We start from the raw sequence: 18,536 nt of genomic DNA on the forward strand, positions 1-18,536 counted from the left end.
AAGTACGATATTAAACTTGAGTATTATGAAAATAAATCCAATGCCGTTTCTCAACTGGCTTGGTCAAGCACCTCTCAAGCCAAGCAAATCATTCCTCAGTCCCAACTGTATAGTAATGTCAGCACACCTACTAATGGCAACGGGCTGAAAGCAGAGTACTACGACAACATCGACTTTACCAACCTAAAGGTAACTCGCACAGATCCAACAGTGAACTTTGTCTGGGGCGCTGGTTCTCCAGATCCGTCCATTGGTGCAGATACCTTCTCAGCGCGTTGGACAGGTCAGGTAGAAGCCAAGTACAGCGAAACTTACAAGTTCTACACCACTAGTGATGATGGTGTGCGACTGTCGGTAAATGGTCAACAAATCATCAATCAGTTTGTCGATCAACCCGCCGCAGAATACAGTGGCTCAATCGCACTGGTTGCAGGTCAGAAGTACGATATTAAACTTGAGTATTATGAAAATAAATCCAATGCCGTTTCTCAACTGGCTTGGTCAAGCACCTCTCAAGCCAAGCAAATCATTCCCCAGTCTCAACTGTATTCACCAGTTCTTCAGGCGACCATCACATTAGGATCTTCTTCCACTACTGTGAACGAAGGCAGTGATAGTGTTAGCGTAACTCTACTTAGGAGTGGCGATTTAAGTAGCACATCTTCAATCAAGTATGCAACCATAGGTAATACTGCCACAGCAGGAGTTGATTACGGGAGTGAAGGCACCGAAAGCGCTGGAACAATTATTTTTGCGCCGGGACAAAGCAGCAGACAGGTATCTATTCCGATCAATGACGATTCTTTAGCAGAAGCGGATGAAACCTTTGGTTTTGTGATTGATCAGGCAGAGGGAGCAACACTAGGACTTCAAAGAACTCTCGCAATTACGATTCAAGACAACGATCGCTCTAGTATCGACTTTACTGCGCCAGTAGTTAATGAGGGTAATGGTTCTGCGATAGTGACAGCTACACGGGGTAACGCTTCCGCGGCTGCTAGTCTGGACTACATAACCGTGGATGGGACTGCCAAAGCCGGATCTGACTACCAGGCTCAGACAGTACCTAAAACCTTGAGTTTTGCAGCAGGAGAAACTACCAAGACCATTGTTATCCCCATTATTAATGACAATGTTGGGGAATCAAATGAAACATTTACTTTGAAGTTCAGTAACGCAGTTGGAGTCCAATTAACTAATCAACAGACAACTATCACTATTCTTGATAATGACTCTGGTAACTTTGCTTTAGATACGGTAACTTCTGGTTTGACTCAACCCACAGCTTTTGACTGGGCACCTGATGGTAACAGTCTGTTCGTTGCCCAGAAAAATGGGTTAGTGCGAGTCGTGAAAAACGGCAGCTTATTATCAACACCATTTACGGATATTCGTGGAGAGGTAAATGATACGCGCGATCGCGGTTTGTTAGGCATTGCGGTACATCCAGATTTTGGCAAAAATCCAAACGGCAACAACTATGTTTACCTGTTGTATACCTACGATCCACCAGAAACTAATCCAAACAATGCTAAGAACAATGCCAATAGCACATTGGATGATCCCGATCAGAATGGGAATCGTACTGCACGGCTAAGTCGCTTTACGGCTGACCCCAACACTAATTACACTACTGCAATTGCTGGCAGCGAAGTTGTGCTGCTAGGCAAAAATGCCAGTTGGCAGTATATCAGTCACCCAGATGGAAATAGCACCGATGTTGCACTTGGCTATGCACCATCAGGAATTTTCAACAGAGATACTGGTAAACCGTTTACTAGCTTACAAGATTATCTCAATAATCTCGATAAAGTCCAAAATATCCAGGATTTTATAGCCAATGATAGTGAATCTCACTCAGTTGGTGCTGTGCGCTTTGGTACTGATGGTTCTCTGTTTGTTAGCTTAGGAGATGGCACTTCTTACAATGGGATAGATCCGCGGGCAATTCGCGTTCAGGATAAAGATAATCTGTCCGGCAAGATTCTGCGGATTGACGCGATTACTGGTCAAGGCTTATCAAGTAATCCTTTCTACAATGGTGATCCCAATAGCAATAGTTCCAAGGTTTATAACTTAGGTCTGCGTAACCCCTTCCGTTTCACAATTGATAAAAAGACCAATACCCCCTACATTGGTGATGTTGGCTTCGGTACTTGGGAAGAGGTCAATGTCGGAAAACCAGGAGCTAACTTTGGCTGGCCATTTAAAGAAGGTGGACTTGATGCAAATGGCAATATTGTCAGCCTGAACCAACCTAGCTATGCCAAACTAGATGCAGCGCAAGACTTCTATAGTAGTGGCACACTTACTACAGCACCAGTTTACACCTACAAGCATTTTGGTTCCAATTCGATCGTCATGGGTGACTTTTACACAGGTAATACTTTCCCTTCAATCTATCAAGGTGCCTTATTCGTTGGTGATTTCAGTCAAGGAACTATCGATGCTTTAACATTCGATAGTCAGGGCAAACTTGCCTCAGTTAAGCGGTTTGCTTCTCAAGCAGACACGCCTAATCTAGGGGTAACTGCACAAATCACCACTGGCCCGGATGGTAATTTGTACTACGCAAACTTGACCGGGGGCGAGATCGATCGCTTCCGACCTGTTTAGCTACCTGAGATATAGCAGGGAACAGGGAATAGGGTTGAAAGTCTCTTTTCTCGTTCCCATGCTGTGCATGGGAATGGCTGATTAGGGGCTGCTGCCTCCAGTTAGACATTAAGTCAGAGACTCAATGAATGCATTCCCAGTCGGAGATTCTTAACGAGTCAAGCCAAATCACGCAAGGTTTTTAGGACTTGTGTGTACACCGTAGCCGATGCTTTGGAGAGGGATGTCCGATAGGACAGGGTGAGGTTCTTTTATTATGGGCAATTCAGCAGAGATGATATTAGTACTTTTGCAAGAAGTCCACTGAGATGCTTTTCAATCAACGCCACCTTTAAACCCAAATCCAGACCCGCCGCCACCACTAATCCCGCCGTACCAGCACCAATTACTACCAAATCGTAAACATCGGCGGGTTGAGGATTAACCCAATTTGTGGGAAAAAAGCAGTTTATGTTTATTGAGAAAACACTCGCGAATATCAGTAATGTTAATACACTTAGGTTAAAAACTTCTGCAACTTTCTGGCATCAATATTTTGAGATATCTGAATGATTGTTAGTTTTTTCATGGATTGTTATTTCTTCTATTGCCACACTTTCAACTAATGCTTTGTGAGCAACTTTTGTGATATACACAGTCACAGCAACGGTAGCAATCAACTCAACTACTCGCATTATCCATTGCCAGACTTGAGTTTCTGGAGTAATTGGTTGATGAGACGTGTTAATCATGGCAAGATTACAAGCTAAAGAACCAATATAGCGGTTCTCAGTTGAGTGAGGTACAAGAACCCCACCCCCAACCCCTCCCCGCAAGCGGGGAGGGGAGACAAAGCGTAGCTTTGGCGGGGTGGGGTTCTTATTTTTGATTTATGCAAGAGGTCTATCGTAAACTTAAAAGTGAAGCATCAATCCGCAACTCAAAACCACCAGCCACAATCCCAGGCTGCTGTAGCGCTGTGCGAATCATGTCATCAAATCCAGTCGGCAAACGGGTATCTGCATGAAGAAACAGCAAAATATCACCGCTAGCAGTTACAGCACCCGCATTCATTTGCACAGCACGACCGGGAGGGGATAAGATAACTTTTACACCTAAAGACTCGGCTATTTCTACTGTGTCATCCTTTGAGCCACCATCTACTACTATGACTTCTATATTTAGACTCTGTTGAGTAGTCGCAATTGCTTCTTTAATATTTCCTGCTTCATTAATAACCGGAATAATAATCGAAATTTTAGCAGCGTCAATACTCTGACTCATGATTGCTGAGTTTGCTTTTCCGGTTGGTCAGGAAATGAACACTCTACCGTTATCTTAAGATTGCTCTCAGCCGTGCCTTTAGTTACGTAAGGTATACCTGCTTCAGCGCCAACTTTGATCCCAAATTCTAGAGTGACTTTATCAATATTAGCAACAGGGATTTTCTTAAAAGCATTAAGTGCATAAACAGTGTAAGCCCGAATTGTCCCTTCAATTGCTTGGAAATTTTGCACTATCTGTTTTTGTGCCGCATCAGCATCCCATCCCTTATCAATTAGCGCTTCTTCCTCTCCCTCTGGAGAAACTTCGGTAATGACTGGTGGAGCATCTATATTATCTGTAGCTTCAATGTAAATAATAGTGCCATCTTCTAACTGAATAGGTGTGAGTTGAGTCATGGGATAAATTTTGCCTAAAAGAATTGCGTGTAGTCAATTTAACGCGAAATGGGCGGTTAGAAACCGCGTCTACACAAACAAAACCCACGGAGGTGGGTTTCAACAAGTCATTAAGCCTCTTGCTTTTTGTTAGTCCGCGGAGGCGGACTTTGCCTATGTAGCCGCGAATTCTATTCGCCAGGGCTTAAGTATGCACAGCTAGCTGTGCTACTCTACAAATTTTTACGAAAAATGCGGTAAATTTCTTGTAGAAGCTGGAAATAATTCGGCACAACTATCATAGGGCTTTGCAGGATGAGTCGAGACGGTTTGGTGGTGGGAATTAATACGTATGACCGCTTAAAGAGTCTCAACGCACCAGCTGCCGATGGTGAAGCGATCGCTCAAATCTTACAACAATATGGCGAATTCCAGGTAACGCGGCTACCAGCAGTCAAAGACAAGGAAAACCAGACGATTCGCATTGGTAAGCAAACTAAAGTTAGTTTAACTCAGTTAGAAAGAGCGATCGTCCAATTGTTTAAGCCAGATGGGAAGCCGCCAGACACAGCGCTACTATATTTTTCTGGTCATGGATTGCGGAAAAATCTAGGAATTCAAGAAGGCTTTTTAGCAACGAGTGAAGTCAACCCTGACGCGGGTAATTGGGGATTATCTCTACAATGGCTGCGGCGACTGCTGCAAGAAAGTGAAGTAAGACAACAAATTGTGATTTTGGATTGCTGCTATAGCGGAGAAGTGCTAAATTTTGCAGAGGCAGATCCAGGCGATCGCGGTAAAGGTAGAGACAGATGTTTTATTGCTGCTTCTCGTAATTTTGAAGTTGCCTATGAAGACATTAATAGCCAACACAGTGTCTTAACCGCCGCACTCCTCAAAGGTTTGGAACCAAAGCAAGAACGTTGGGTAAGTAACTACACCTTAGTAGACTTGCTCAATCAAGAACATCATCCCTTTCCCCAGCGTCCAATTTTTGCTAACTCTGGTGAAGCGATTAATCTCACCCGCAAATGGAATTGCTCTCCTGTTAACTCTACGGTACAAATATCAGCTATCTGTCCTTATAAAGGGTTATCTTATTTTGATTGCACAGAAGCAGATGCCAACTTATTTTATGGCAGAACAGCGTTAACCGACGAATTATTAGAAAAAGTGCGATCGGGTAATTTCTTAGCTGTGTTGGGAGCATCAGGAAGTGGTAAGTCTAGTGTTGTCAGAGCGGGTTTACTTTATCAATTAAAGTTAGGACGCAGGTTATCAGGTAGCGATACTTGGCAGTTGAAAATATTTCGACCAGGGATTAACCCCTTACAAAATTTAGCACTGGCATTTGTAGAATCAGAATTATCACATATTGAACGAGCCTCACAGTTAGCAAAAGCAGAAGAATTAATTGCCAAAAACGCAGTCGGTTTAGGACAGTTGATTACTGCTGCACAAACTCAGCGCGTGGTACTAGTGGTAGACCAGTTTGAAGAAGCTTTTACTCAATGTCAAGACATTACAAAACGACAACAGTTTTTTGAATGTGTGCTAGGTGCTTTGCAACGGGATGACAATAAACTCTGCCTAATAATCACAATGCGGGCTGATTTTTTTGGTAAATGTCTGGAACAAGAGTATGGCGGACTAGCTAAGAAAATTCAAGAGCGTTTAGTAACAGTAACACCGATGAATCGGGAGGAATTAGAAACAGCAATTATCAAACCTGCTGAATATATGAACTTAGCAGTAGAACCGGAATTAGTTTCTCAAATGATTGCAGATGTAGAAGATTCACCGGGAAGTTTACCGTTGTTGCAGTACACGCTGACAGAACTATGGCAGCAAAGAACTGAAGAACGGTTAACCCTGACTAGGTATAGCAAACTAGGTGGAGTCAGGGGAACCCTGCAAACACGCGCTACAGAAGTTTATGAGTCGTTATCACCAGAAGAACAGCAAGCAACAAAGCGGATTTTTTTAGAATTGACGCAGTTGGGAGAAGGAACAGAAGATACGCGCAGACAGGTTGTGCAACGAGATTTAGTTACTTCACAGCATCCAGAAGGTGTGATTAATAGAATAATTCAACGGTTAGCTGATGAGAAGCTAGTTGTCACCAGTACTTTAATTGAAAAAGGGTCAGGTTATAGTCAAGTTGCAGTGGTAGATGTTGCTCATGAAGCACTGATTCGTCATTGGTCGCTATTACGCAAATGGATTGAAGAAAGTCGGGATATACTGCGACAAAAGCGAAAAGTTGAAGCGGCAGCTATTGAATGGCGAGATAGAGGGAAGGTGAAAGATTATCTATTTCAGGGAAAACGTTTGACAGAGGCAAAGGTTTTTCAGAAAGAACAAGCTGAAAATTTGAGATTATCTAACCAGGCTGAAGAGTTTATTCAAGCAAGTAGCAGACAAAAAATAAATACTCGCATTGAGCGATTTGTTTTTTCCTTAATTATTCCGTTAGGTTTAGTAATATATGTGACTCCAGGAGTTATAAAGCAGACTGAGATAAGGCTACTTTGGCAGACTGTCGATGCTGCTAAGAGAGATAAGTCTAGTCAGAGACTAAATCAAGCACTTGAACAGTTGGTAAAAGCCGGTGAGAGTCTAGAACGTAGAGATTTCAGTACTGTTGACCTCAGCCGTATCGAACTCAGTAGTGCCAACATAAAGGGTGCTTACCTCAGTAGTACCAACTTTAGTAGTGCCAACCTTAGTAATGCCAATCTCTATGGTGCTGACCTTATGGGTGCTAACCTCTACGATACGAACTTCAACAGTGCTAACCTCACTGCTACCAATCTCTATGGTGCCGACCTTAGCTATGCCAAGATCAGGGATGCTAACCTCAGCCGTGCCAATCTTAGCCGTGCAAACTTCACTACTGCCGACCTTAGCCGTGCCAACTTTACTGCTGCCAACCTCAGCCGTGCTGACTTCACCTTTGCCAACTTCAGTCGTGCCATCCTCGTTGACGCTAACCTTGGCGAAGCCGACCTCAGCTATGCCGAAAACCTCACTCCCCAACAAGTAAAATCTGCTAAAAATTGGGATAAGGCTAAATACGATGAGATTTTTCGTCGCAAGCTTGGTTTACCACCAGAACCAGCTAAGTGATTTAGTTATCAGTTATTAATCAATCCGCCATAACATTTTTAGATTAACTGACCATAAATGTATTTCTCAGTATTATCCTAAACTTCTGCAAGCGATTTATCGGAACATCTAATCTGAAAAAATGGTATGAAAGAGCGATCGCTACACTCAAAGATTGCTTTCCTGGCAATGAGTTTTTATAATTAAGCGATCGCAGCTACTCCCGTGAACCCTGAAGTCACTCCCGTGAACCCTGAAGCCACTCCCGTGAACCCTAGAGTCACTCCCGTGAACCCTGGAGTCACTCCCGTGAACCCTGGAGTGACTCCCGTGAACCCTGGAGTCACTCCCGTGAACCCTGAAGTCACTCCCGTGAACCCTGAAGTCACTCCCGTGAACCCTGAAGTCACTCCCGTGAACCCTGAAGTCACTCCCGTCAACCCTGGAGTCAATATTTGCAGATAATTAACTGCGGTTATCTATCTGAGCGCGTTGCAAACTTCCAGAGAAGTCAACATAAACACTTTTCCATTCTGTGAAAACATCCAAAGCAGTAGTTCCAGCTTCGCGGTGTCCGTTACCGGTTTGTTTCACACCACCAAAGGGCAAGTGTACCTCTGCGCCAATAGTGGGGCCGTTAATATAGGTGATACCTGCTTCAATATCGCGCATCGCAGTAAAAGCCCGATTGATGTCGCGGGTGTAAACTGAAGAAGAAAGACCATAATTGCTATCGTTGAGAATTGCGATCGCATCCTCAAAAGAACTAACCTCAATCAATACCACCACTGGCCCAAATATCTCTTCACGAGCGACGCGCATATCAGGAGTTACATCATCCAAAATAGTTGGTTGAAAGAAGTAACCGTTTTTCAGTGAGCCTTCACTAGCAATTTCCCCACCAATTAAAACCTTTGCTCCTTCCTCACGAGCGATATCCAAATACTTCCTCACTTGTTGGAGTTGCTTTTCATTGACTATCGGGCCAATATCTGTATCAGAGTCAGTGCCAGCACCCAAGCGTAACTTACTGGTACGCTCATAAAGCATAGCGGTAAATTTTTCCTTGATATCACGATGCAAAATCAAGCGACTGGTAGCCGTACACCGTTGCCCAGTTGTCCCAAATGCTCCCCACACTGCACCATCGAGAGCAAGTTCTAAATCGGCATCTTCCATCACCACTTGGGCATTTTTACCACCCATTTCCAGACAAACACGCTTGTGAGTGCGTCCGCAAGTTGCACCGACAAAGGCACCCGTTTCTGAAGAACCGGTAAACGATACCAAATCTACATTGGGATGCTCAACTAAAGCTTTCCCCGCCTCTTCTCCCACACCATGCACCAAGTTAATTACTCCTGGCGGTAAACCTGCTTGTTGAAAAATCTCAATCAATTTAGTTGCACAAGCGGAAGTATCTTCAGCAGGTTTGAGAATAACTGTATTGCCACATACCAAGGCTGGCATAGCTTTCCAGCAAGGAATTGCCACAGGGAAATTCCAGGGAGTAATTAAGGCGCAGACTCCTATGGGCATCCGCACAGTCATGGCGAATTTGTTGGACATTTCCGAGGGTGTGGTTTGCCCAAATAGTCGCCGTCCTTCGCCAGCACTATAAAAGGCGCAGTCAATACCTTCTTGGACATCTCCCCTGGCTTCTGTCAAGGGTTTACCCATTTCCCGACTGATTAACTGGGCAAGTTCTTCTTTATGCTGAAGTAATATTTCCCCAACGCGAAAGATGTATTCTGCCCTCGCTGGGGCGGGTACTGTGCGCCAACTACGGTAGGCTTTACGGGCGGCGGCTACTGCTATATCTACATCCTTAACTTGGGAACGGGGAAATGTTGCCACCACTTCGGTTTTGTCGGCAGGGTTGCGACGCTCCAGGGTTGCTTCCCCTACAGCACTCAACCATTGGCCATCTATATAATTGCGGCAAGATAGCGGAGTTGTCATTTTGAAAATCTCCGATGATCCACTGAAACTTGTGTATTAAGTTTGCTTGCTTTCTAGGTTATCCTCAAGTTGAGGAAATTGGCGCGATCGGCAAATATCGATATAAAAATTAAGGCACTAACGCCAATACGCCCACAGGAGAACCAGAACCACCACGTAATCTTAGAGGTGCGATCGCGAGAGTAGTACCTTTTGGTGGCAGTTGATCCAAATTTGTCAGATTCTCCAACACAATGCGCGGTTGTTCTAAAACTAGGCGGTTAATCGCAAAACTGTTATCCTGTCCAGGGTCTACACCATGAGTATCAATTCCTACCCCAGCTATTTGCCGTTCATCGAGTAAAAATTGAGTTGCATCGCTGCCAAATCCTGGAAAGTGGGCAATTCCTTGAGCATCATGATTGAGGAATGCACTTTTATCCAACCACTTTTTTTCCCAACCAGTATTCAGTATAACTACGCAACCAGGAGAAATTTCCCCGTATTCTTCTTCCCAAGCCAAAACATCAGCAATAGTCAGGGCATAATCAGGATTAACCGCTGTAGCTTGGCAAATATTTATGACCACCGCAGGTACAACCAAAGACTGGGCTGGGTATTGGTCAATTCCCACAGCAGAACTATAAAAACTGTTAGGAGCGTTGATATGGGTAGCGCTATGTTCCCCCAAGGAGAAACGCCGCAGGTAATAGCCATCATTATTTAGTTCAGCCACAGTTTCAAATTCTACTGTGGGATCTCCAGACCATTGAGGAATATCTATGTCAATTACATGACTTAGGTGGATAACGCGTGTGTAGGTGATACTATTTTGACTTTGGGGTTGTATCATCCCAGCCTTCTATTTTATTTGTACTCAGGGATTTTTTTATCAGGTACGTAGGTGCAGTTCGTCGTAGATATCGTCTAGGTTGGGCTACGCTTAGGCAAAGATATTACTCCCATTACAACGTTTTTCCAACCTAATTCCCTATACTAGAAGAAACAATCCCCCAAATTCCTGTAAATTTTAGGTTATTGAGAGGGTTTAAATGTTGCAGTAAAAAGTGAGTTAATCTTAAGTTAACCTGCTGGTTGTTAACTTAAAATTAAGTTTAGATTAAGATTACATCTATCGAGTAATTAAATATGTGTTATTCAGAACCCTTGTAGAGATTTACCACTGCTACCTCTCGACATTTTTTAACTCATATTTCATTGTGTTGTATTTCTTCCTCTTCAACTATGATTTGATTAACGTAGCTCTGCACCTTTTTAGAAAACACTTTTGCCTGCCTGCTCTGCCTAAATTATTAAATTAATAGTCTGAAAATATAATTTATTAATACATGGATATAATATTTTTATCCCAACCTACTAATGAGCTTAATACTTTATTTTTTTTATATGTGCAATAATTCCTCTTTTACTGTAAATAAATTGTAAAAAGGCTGAAGTTATCATTAAGATTAAGTTCAGCCTTTTTGGTGAAATTTAAACTATCTATAGGACTAGTATTTTATTTTTGAAATGTACGTAGTGGACTGTCTAGGCAAAATAGTGCATTAGACTTTTGTTGGGTTGCGCTCCGCTCCACCCAACCTACAATTTTTTTGCCAGATTAAAGCCTAGACAGTCCACTACAAGACTACCGAGATTTTTTCAGAAATCAAATATGATTCCTATATATGTCAAGGAAGTTATTTGACTTTGTTTATTCTTTAAATAATTGATAAATTTATTTTAGCTATGTAATTCTACTGCTCATAAACTTGATTTAGCTTTACGGAAACTAGATGATTCTCTGTGAGTCGGTTACGTCTTTATAATAAATTTACAATAATCAAGAATTTCATCCAAAATAAATATTGATTTTTCATCAAGAAGAATTCAGCATGAATTAGAATCTGGCTGATGGATCTAGCTTGCTTAAAATAAGAGGTATAAAAGAGTTTGAGAGCCACATCTTTACTAAGCAATCTTCAGTTAAATGGTGGTATAAAACCCAACTTTATTTATTCGCAATCCTGGATGATGACGAATGTATTCTTTTTCATTGTTCCCAACAAAACCCAATTTTTCAAAATTGCCTTGACTATTCAAAACGCCTTATATGGCAATCCTATCTGAGTTATGAGAAATCTGGGTGATGACGAACCGCCTAGTACGCCAAGGAAAAGAGAACAAAAACAGAATTTACAAATCTCACGAATAATTTAGGATTGCTATAGTAGAATCGCAAATTAAATGAGAGAAATGCTAAATGTGATATCAACACGTTGCAACAATTACTAGCAATCGCATTTTATATGTTATAAAGCTCACAGAAATTAATGTTAAGCGGAAACTACTTTATGGAACCAGATAAGCTGGGCCGTTTTAAGGAGTACGGCGAATTCATCCTCCGAAAGATAGATTCTGTGCCCCAGTACCCTTCTAAACAAGAAGATTGGGTTCCAGCTAGTCTTGATGACTGTCTGCTGCGTTTGCGATCGGCTGCACAGAAAACTGTAGACCTGGCAACTTCGCCTGTGAAAATTGGGGTGATGGGGGAATTCAGTAGTGGAAAAACCTTACTTTTAGGCAGTCTCATTGGATATGCAGATGCTTTGCCAGTCAGTGAAAACCCCACTACAGGTAATGTTACCGCTATACATATTATCCCGCAAGACGATTTCGTAACGACGCAATTAAGTAACTTTACGGTAGAGTATCTTTCTCATGAAGGAGTACATGAGTGTCTACGCTTCATGCTAGGGGAAGCCAATAAACGAACAACAGCAGCAGGGCTTCCTCCGATACCAGTATCGAAACTCAACTCTGGCAAAGATATTATTAGCTGGTGTGAAGAAGCATGGAATAGCAGTAACAATTTAGAGTTACGTTATTTACTCCGGGAGTTGGTATTATTCCTGCGGGCTTATCAAGCTTATGGGGAAGTTATGTGTGGTGGGCACTACCAGATTGATGCGATCACTGCCCGTGAGGGGCTACAGCTAGTCGAACAGCCAATGGCAATCCAAACTCTAAAATTTGAGGATTTACCCCCAGCGCACATCCGATTACCGAGTCCACCCCAGAGGCTACCAACAAAGTTATTGCAAAACAGTTTCCCACTGATCCGGCGCGTAGATATTGATGTGAAAATCTCACGGGAAATTTGGGATTTTGCAGACGCAGCTAAATTTATTCTCATCGACTTTCCGGGATTGGGGGCTGCTAATTCGGGGGCTAGGGATACCTTTTTGTCATTGCGGGAATTGGCAGAAGTACAGACAATTTTGGTATTGCTAAATGGTAAATCTCCAGGGAGCGATCGCGCCAATAAAATCTTCACTATGATGCAGCAGCAGCGACCGGGACAAGACCTGAAAGATTTAATTCTCGTCGGTGTGGGTCGCTTCGATCAATTACCTCTAGATAGCGAGGGTGGCGAAAGAGAACTCGATCAATTGATTGAAGATAGCTCATATTTGCAGGAAGAAACGGTTTTCCAAAAACTCAAAGTTCTGCAAACAACCATTGACGGTGCAGAAGCCTTTACAACCCAAAAAGACCGTATCGTTTTATTGTCGCCACTGTTGGGACTGGCTGAATTAGCAAAACGTTCTACTACCGTGAAAGCAGGCTCACCAGAGTTTTTGGCTAACTTAGACTATCCTGATTACTTAGATCGGTCTAAACGGCTACAAGAAAAATGGGAGCTATTAAGTGAAAAGCTGATAGAATCTGATACCCGTAGCTATTTAGGCAGACAGCTAGGTTACTTTAGTCAAGATGGGGGACTTAGTAAGCTGCGGGAATTGATTCAAACTCACGTAGCTACTCATGGTCTGAAGCAACTGCATGAAGATACTAAAAGAGCTGCTGATGTGGTGAGTCAGCAACAAGATCACTTGAAAGATATCATAGATGAAATTCACGAGCAAGGTATCCCCACAGGCGATAGTCCCGCTTTTATCGAATTGCGCTTTGTGGTCGAAAGCTTGGATAAAATCTACAGGAATTTCCAAAAAGATATCGGGAAAGAACCACTCAAAGACCGGCGCGGTGTTGTTGTCAGCGATGTAGTGAAAGACGAACTCACCTTTAGAATACTTAATTGGAACCAGTGGACTTTACTCTTCAACAAAGCCAACAATGGAGCGATCGCTCTGGCAGAATCTAAAGGTGCAGCCGGGAAATTATTTGATCGGGGAAACCGCGTAAATAGTTCTCTTCCAACTAAGAGCGATGATTTTTATCCAGTATTTGAGAAAACCGTTAAAGAAGTAGAAGATTTTGCCCGCGATCGCATCCAGCAAGCAGTGGTAGATTTGTTGAACCAATTGTCAAATCATATCGCCCCAGAACGTGAACAATTGCAGGCCTTTTTCCACCCAGAAATGGAACAAGAAATTGAAGAAAAATTTGGTTTTGAAGATGCCGATCTCTTTTACAAATTATTACTAGGATGCGATCCTAACGAATGGAAAGAGGCAATCATCTCTGAAATCAGTAGCAAAGACAAAACCGTTGCTCCCGAAATGATCTTTCCTCTAGCGCGTCAAGACGATAAACACAACGTTGGTCAAATCTTTGATTGGGCACCAGAGAAAAGCCAAGGCTTACCCAGATCGAGTAATCACCAACTCTTAGTACTGCGACTGCGAGATGAAATTACTGCTAGCGCCAGCCTCCATCTTGTCCAGTATGTTAGCGAAGTTAATCAGCAAATTAATTCCGAGCTAGAAGGAATTTTGGATCAAATTATTCCGAGTCTGCAAAACCTTTCAAAAAAAGAAACTTTGCTGAGATATTTGGCGGCTGGAGAATTGCCATCTGAGATAGCAATTCCTACTTGGTTGCAGATTATTTCAGAAATTGCGGCTGTTTCTTACTCAGATGATTTGGATTTGAGATGACGCGATCGCGTAGAGATATGAGGATGTATTTGTGAGACGTGATGCGATTTTTTATACAATTTTCAAGCGTGTCCCAGGATTATTTTTCGAGTTAGTAGAACAGCCACCAGTAGAAGCTGCTAGCTATCGCTTTGAATCAGTTGAAGTTAAAGAACCAACATTTCGGATTGATGGGGTATTTTTACCTCCGCCTGATGCAATATCTCAGATGATCTTTTTTGCGGAGGTACAATTCCAAAAAGATGAATTACTATACCATCGCTTTTTCTCCGAATCGATGCTGTATATGTATCGTAACCCGTCGCTTTACGATGACTGGTACGGGGTAATTATTTTACAGTCTCGCAGCTTGGAACCGGAAAACACTACTATTCACAGATCGCTACTGAACAGTTCTCAAGTACAACGGATTTATTTGGATGAGTTAGGTAGTCCTGATGAGCAAAAAGTAGGTATCAGTTTGATGCAGTTGACTATTGCCTCAGAAACTCAAATGGTGCAAGAAGCGAAACGTTTAATTGAGCGGGTGCAACAAGAACAGATAACTGTCTTGGCTAAGAAGGAGATAATAGATGTAATCACAACAGTCGCAGTTTATAAATTTGCCAACTTAAGTCGTGAAGAGGTAGAGGCTATGTTAGGAGTTAAGCTAGAAGAAACTAGGGTTTATCAAGAAGCGAAACAAGAAGGATTAGAACAAGGATTAGAACTAGGACTACAGCAAGGACTACAGCAAGGACTACAACGAGGACGAGAACAAGTAAAACTTGAACTTGTACCTCAGTTCTTAGCTCTTGGTATGTCGATGGAAGAGGTTGCCCAGTTACTTAATTTAACCATCGAACAAGTAAGACTTGCAAGTGAGTAATCACAACAATTACTGGTTATAAATTTGCCAACCTAAGTCGTGAAGAGGTAGAGACTATGTTAGGAGTTAAGTTAGAAGAAACTAGGGTTTATCAAGAAGCTAAACAAGAGGGACAAAAAGAAGGAAGAGAAGAACTAAAACTTGAACTTGTACCTCAGTTCTTAGCTCGTGGTATGTCGATGCAAGACGTTGCCCAATTACTTAATTTAACCATCGAACAAGTAAGACTTGCAAGCGAGCAAGAATCTTCAACATCAACTTAGTAAGCTGTTGCGCCTTTAATTTGCACTAATATTTTTTCAACATGGTTGTGGGGTGGGCATCTTGCCCGCCCTGATAATACGAGTTGTATAAGTAACAGCTTAACTGCCGCGATCGCGCTAGATAAAAAAGCCAGTGATCAACAGAATCATTTAATACTATAATGAACCCTTTCCAATTGAACAACTATACTGAGCAAGAACCAAGCGAGAAACAACAAAAAAGATTTCCAGGATGGTTTGCTTTAGATTTTGGCACATCGAATTCGACAGTCACACTTTTCGATCCGATTGAAGTGCCGATCGCAGAAATTTTACCCAAAGAACAAGAAACGCGGTTGCGCGATCGCTTATCACAATGGCTAAGTTCTCCCGCTTCAGTAGCTTTACCAGATGTCAGCGCTGATGATTGGGAAAAGTTTATCGCCGAAATTAGCAAAAACCTGGAGATAGAACCAGGAAATTTGAGTGAAGTTTTTGAAAGTGATAATAAAGAGCGATTTTTGGAAGCAATTCGCCAAATTGAACTTTCTTTAGGAAACAGCGAAAGATTCCGCCGTGCTGTCAGCAAAAAACTTTACCAAATTTATCATGAGGTGTTTCGCGTTCCTACCCTAGAATCGCAAAATCTGATCCCAGTTGTGCTGGATATTGATCGCCGCGATACAGAAATTCCTAGTGAGTCAGAAATTTCGCAGTTAGGGGACTTAAAACTGCGGATGGGTAGGGAAGCTAGAGATAACAGAAAAAAAGCGATCGCTCAAGGTACAAGCGGTTCTTTAAAGGAAATTATCAGCAGGTTTCACCATTCACCCAAGCGTTATTTTGGTCAGGAGCGATCGTTTTCAGTTATTTTGGATGGTGAAGAACAAACAATTACCGCTAATCAGTTAATACAATCTGCTTGGGCGCATTTAATCGAGTTAACTGAAGACTACCGCCAACACGCACGACGCAGATTTTCTGAAGGAGATTTTTTAACAGCAGTTGTCACCTACCCAACTGTCGCCCCACCAGTTGTTCGTAAGGAAGTTAGGGAATTAGTTGAGCAGTTGGGGATCGATGATGTGCAAACTGCTTATGATGAAGCCGTTTCTGTGGCGATATTCTTTTTGTGGCGAGAATTTGGCGGTAATCTCAACATTGGCATCGAGTCATTCAAAACCCGTTGTCGCCAAGCAGGAAATAAATGGTCACAAAATGTCCTCGTCTTGGATATTGGCGGCGGAACCACAGACTTAGCTTTAATTGAACTGACTTTAGAAGATAAAACCCCAACTTTTGCTGATTATGAAGACCGGGGTTTAGGAGGACGTTACTATAAACTTACTCCCAAACTCTTAGGTTCATCTGGTCATTTACAGCTAGGTGGTGAGTTAATTACACTGCGAATTTTTAGATTATTAAAAGTTGCGATCGCAGACTTTTTATTGACAGCAGTAACAACAGGTGATATTGAAAACGAAAAGCTAGAAGATTTAATTAACTCTGAGTTAAACGAGCGCTTCTTAGAACAAGGCAAATTCAAAACTGGCAGTCTTTTAAAATGTCTGGATAGAGAAAATCCAGAAGGCGATATTGCTTACAAAGATGCCTTAGATACTGCCGATAAAGTATTGCCCACACGTTGGCAACAAGCACCCCAACGTCTGCAATCCTTTTATATTCTCTGGGATCATGCAGAAGCAGCGAAACTTAAACTTGGGCAAAAGCCACTAGCAGAGAATTCTCTATTAACCTTCACACTTTCTGAACAGCAAATTTCCGAATTGCTCACCCAAAGCGCAGTTAAATTGCAAGTCAAAGATCCAAATAACATCTGTGTCACCCTAGATAACCAGCAATTTGAACGAGCCGCCGCTTCGGGAATTAAAGAAGCGATCGGGATTGCCAAAGGATTGATGGAAAGTCGTTTGCGTCCCGATGATCTCACCAAAGATTCTTGGAATTCCCAAAAAGTTGATTGGTTAATTTTGTCTGGTAAAACTTGTAATTTAGACATAGTGCAGCGCCAAATCTACCAAGAATTTAGTAAGTCTCCATATTTTGTCTGGAATCCAGAACGGATTACCTTTGTGTTGGAATTTACCAAGCTAGCCACCTCCGCCGGGGCTTGCTATGCCGAGAAACTGCGAAGATTGAGATTCGATCCAGAAGAGTCCAAAAGCTTGCTGCGTAAGGGAGCCAACCAGCTAGAAATTGATGTCAAAAACCTATTTTATTATTTGCCCTGTAACTTCAAACGCAAAACCCAAAGCAACGATTTACTAACTATATTCAAAGCTGGACAAGAACTCTATCAACTCGCACCTTGGGAAAGTGTCGCCAAAGTTCGTACTCATTGGCAAGGTATACAATTAACTAACATTATCTACCGTCAAGATTACGAAGAGGGGGATTTACGATTATGGGGAAGCTTTGACGGCAAAAACCTGATGAATCAACTAGGGATACAAGAAGCAGAGTTTCTGAAAAAAATAAAAGTCCAGTTTGAAATTGACCAAACCCTCGAATTTAATGTATTGCTTTGTCAGGGAAATCCTCATTATTTGATTGACATTCCTGGCATTGATTTGGAATCGGTAGTTTCAGAAACTTCAGCGCTATTTGCTGATGGTAAATTGAATTGGAATATTGCTGTAGAACGCTTCAATAAAGACTTGAATGATGGTGATATTGCCGTCAATGTGATTGAGTCAGCAACCGTAGATCAACCAGATGCCTATCATCTTGTGTTTGAAGTAGGAAATGATGGTAGTAAAACGTTTCACAAATTTCATTATTTGCGCGATGGTGTGACGCAACCAGGAATCGGGTTAATTAGTAATCCTTTACCTCCCTTCCCACAAACTGGCCAGCACACCTTCTATGTTTATCAAACAGATGCCGAAACCAACAGTAAAAAATGGATACGAATTGGCGCACTCAGCAAACCAGATGTAACCACCGATTACCCTTGCCAATATCGGGTAACTCTCGATGATCAAGGCATTCTGCGGATGCACGCCGGTGAAGTCCCTTACTGGACATCACTAAATCAAGAATGCCTCAAAGAAGAGGGATGTGTTTATCTTGCTGAATTAGAATTGCAACCTAATGAAGTTGATAAAGAACGCGATCCCTTTTGTGGCATACATTAAACCTCTGCGTTGAAAAAATTAATATTTTTAAACGCAAAGGGGCGCGGAGTAAACGCAAA

The 18,536-nt window shown here is 42.3% G+C and carries 11 protein-coding genes and 1 pseudogene; 6 read left to right on the forward strand and 6 right to left on the reverse strand.

Annotation, left to right across the window (positions count from 1 at the left end; all coding sequences use genetic code 11):
- Positions 1-2,616: PQQ-dependent sugar dehydrogenase (locus tag V7K62_RS05480; RefSeq protein WP_334862476.1), on the forward strand; the 2,616-nt coding region annotated here is incomplete at its 5' end.
- 254 nt (positions 2,617-2,870) lie between these two features.
- On the opposite strand, the gene V7K62_RS31470 is transcribed toward V7K62_RS05480, so the two are convergent.
- From V7K62_RS31470 to V7K62_RS05500, 4 genes and pseudogenes are all read right to left on the reverse strand, one after another.
- Positions 2,871-3,011: a hypothetical protein gene (locus V7K62_RS31470; RefSeq protein ID WP_442937225.1), complete on the reverse strand. Its 141-nt coding sequence runs from the start codon at positions 3,009-3,011 to the stop codon at positions 2,871-2,873.
- Positions 3,012-3,143: 132 nt separating this feature from the next.
- Positions 3,144-3,347, reverse strand: coding sequence for a hypothetical protein (locus tag V7K62_RS05490; protein WP_334862478.1), 204 nt, complete (start codon positions 3,345-3,347; stop codon positions 3,144-3,146).
- Positions 3,348-3,501: 154 nt separating this feature from the next.
- Positions 3,502-3,879, reverse strand: a pseudogene (locus V7K62_RS05495) (glycosyltransferase); the annotation flags it as partial.
- Positions 3,876-4,277, reverse strand: coding sequence for a CU044_2847 family protein (locus tag V7K62_RS05500; protein WP_334862480.1), 402 nt, complete (start codon positions 4,275-4,277; stop codon positions 3,876-3,878). The gene V7K62_RS05500 and the pseudogene V7K62_RS05495, both read right to left, overlap by 4 nt.
- A 294-nt stretch (positions 4,278-4,571) precedes the next feature.
- On the opposite strand from V7K62_RS05500, the gene V7K62_RS05505 reads away from it, so the two are divergent.
- Entirely contained in the window at positions 4,572-7,385 is a 2,814-nt protein-coding gene (locus tag V7K62_RS05505; protein ID WP_334862482.1) for an nSTAND1 domain-containing NTPase, read from the forward strand.
- Between the two features lie 444 nt (positions 7,386-7,829).
- Here the strand turns inward: V7K62_RS05505 and V7K62_RS05510 are convergent, their stop codons facing one another.
- Positions 7,830-9,326: an aldehyde dehydrogenase family protein gene (locus V7K62_RS05510; protein WP_334862484.1), complete on the reverse strand. Its 1,497-nt coding sequence runs from the start codon at positions 9,324-9,326 to the stop codon at positions 7,830-7,832.
- Positions 9,327-9,435: 109 nt separating this feature from the next.
- The gene (locus V7K62_RS05515) at positions 9,436-10,158 is read right to left on the reverse strand and encodes a cyclase family protein (protein WP_334862486.1); all 723 of its coding nucleotides are present in this window, start codon (positions 10,156-10,158) and stop codon (positions 9,436-9,438) included.
- A gap of 1,501 nt (positions 10,159-11,659) precedes the next feature.
- Here V7K62_RS05515 and V7K62_RS05520 point away from each other — a divergent pair.
- The 4 genes from V7K62_RS05520 (at position 11,660) to V7K62_RS05535 (ending at position 18,477) form a co-directional block, all read left to right on the forward strand.
- On the forward strand, positions 11,660-14,209 hold the full coding sequence (locus V7K62_RS05520; protein ID WP_334862488.1) for a proteasome protein: 2,550 nt from the start codon (positions 11,660-11,662) through the stop codon (positions 14,207-14,209).
- Between the two features lie 31 nt (positions 14,210-14,240).
- A complete protein-coding gene (locus tag V7K62_RS05525) occupies positions 14,241-15,077 on the forward strand; it encodes an Rpn family recombination-promoting nuclease/putative transposase (RefSeq protein ID WP_334862490.1) in 837 nt (278 codons plus the stop codon).
- 56 nt (positions 15,078-15,133) lie between these two features.
- On the forward strand, positions 15,134-15,340 hold the full coding sequence (locus V7K62_RS05530; RefSeq protein WP_334862492.1) for an aspartate aminotransferase: 207 nt from the start codon (positions 15,134-15,136) through the stop codon (positions 15,338-15,340).
- 161 nt (positions 15,341-15,501) lie between these two features.
- Positions 15,502-18,477 (forward strand): molecular chaperone, encoded by a 2,976-nt coding sequence (locus V7K62_RS05535; RefSeq protein WP_334862494.1) that lies wholly within the window; start codon positions 15,502-15,504, stop codon positions 18,475-18,477.
- Positions 18,478-18,536 lie beyond the last annotated feature (59 nt).

This window comes from Nostoc sp., from assembly GCF_036917935.1.
In the GTDB taxonomy this organism is placed as follows: domain Bacteria; phylum Cyanobacteriota; class Cyanobacteriia; order Cyanobacteriales; family Nostocaceae; genus Nostoc.

Bases quoted from the DNA above. Each gene is read 5' to 3' on its own strand.
- V7K62_RS05490 (WP_334862478.1), bottom strand. From the start codon at position 3,347: ATGATTAACACGTCTCATCAACCAATTACTCCAGAAACTCAAGTCTGG.
- V7K62_RS05500 (WP_334862480.1), bottom strand. From the start codon at position 4,277: ATGACTCAACTCACACCTATTCAGTTAGAAGATGGCACTATTATTTAC.
- V7K62_RS05505 (WP_334862482.1), top strand. From the start codon at position 4,572: ATGAGTCGAGACGGTTTGGTGGTGGGAATTAATACGTATGACCGCTTA.
- V7K62_RS05510 (WP_334862484.1), bottom strand. From the start codon at position 9,326: ATGACAACTCCGCTATCTTGCCGCAATTATATAGATGGCCAATGGTTG.
- V7K62_RS05515 (WP_334862486.1), bottom strand. From the start codon at position 10,158: ATGATACAACCCCAAAGTCAAAATAGTATCACCTACACACGCGTTATC.
- V7K62_RS05520 (WP_334862488.1), top strand. From the start codon at position 11,660: ATGGAACCAGATAAGCTGGGCCGTTTTAAGGAGTACGGCGAATTCATC.
- V7K62_RS05530 (WP_334862492.1), top strand. From the start codon at position 15,134: ATGTTAGGAGTTAAGTTAGAAGAAACTAGGGTTTATCAAGAAGCTAAA.
- V7K62_RS05535 (WP_334862494.1), top strand. From the start codon at position 15,502: ATGAACCCTTTCCAATTGAACAACTATACTGAGCAAGAACCAAGCGAG.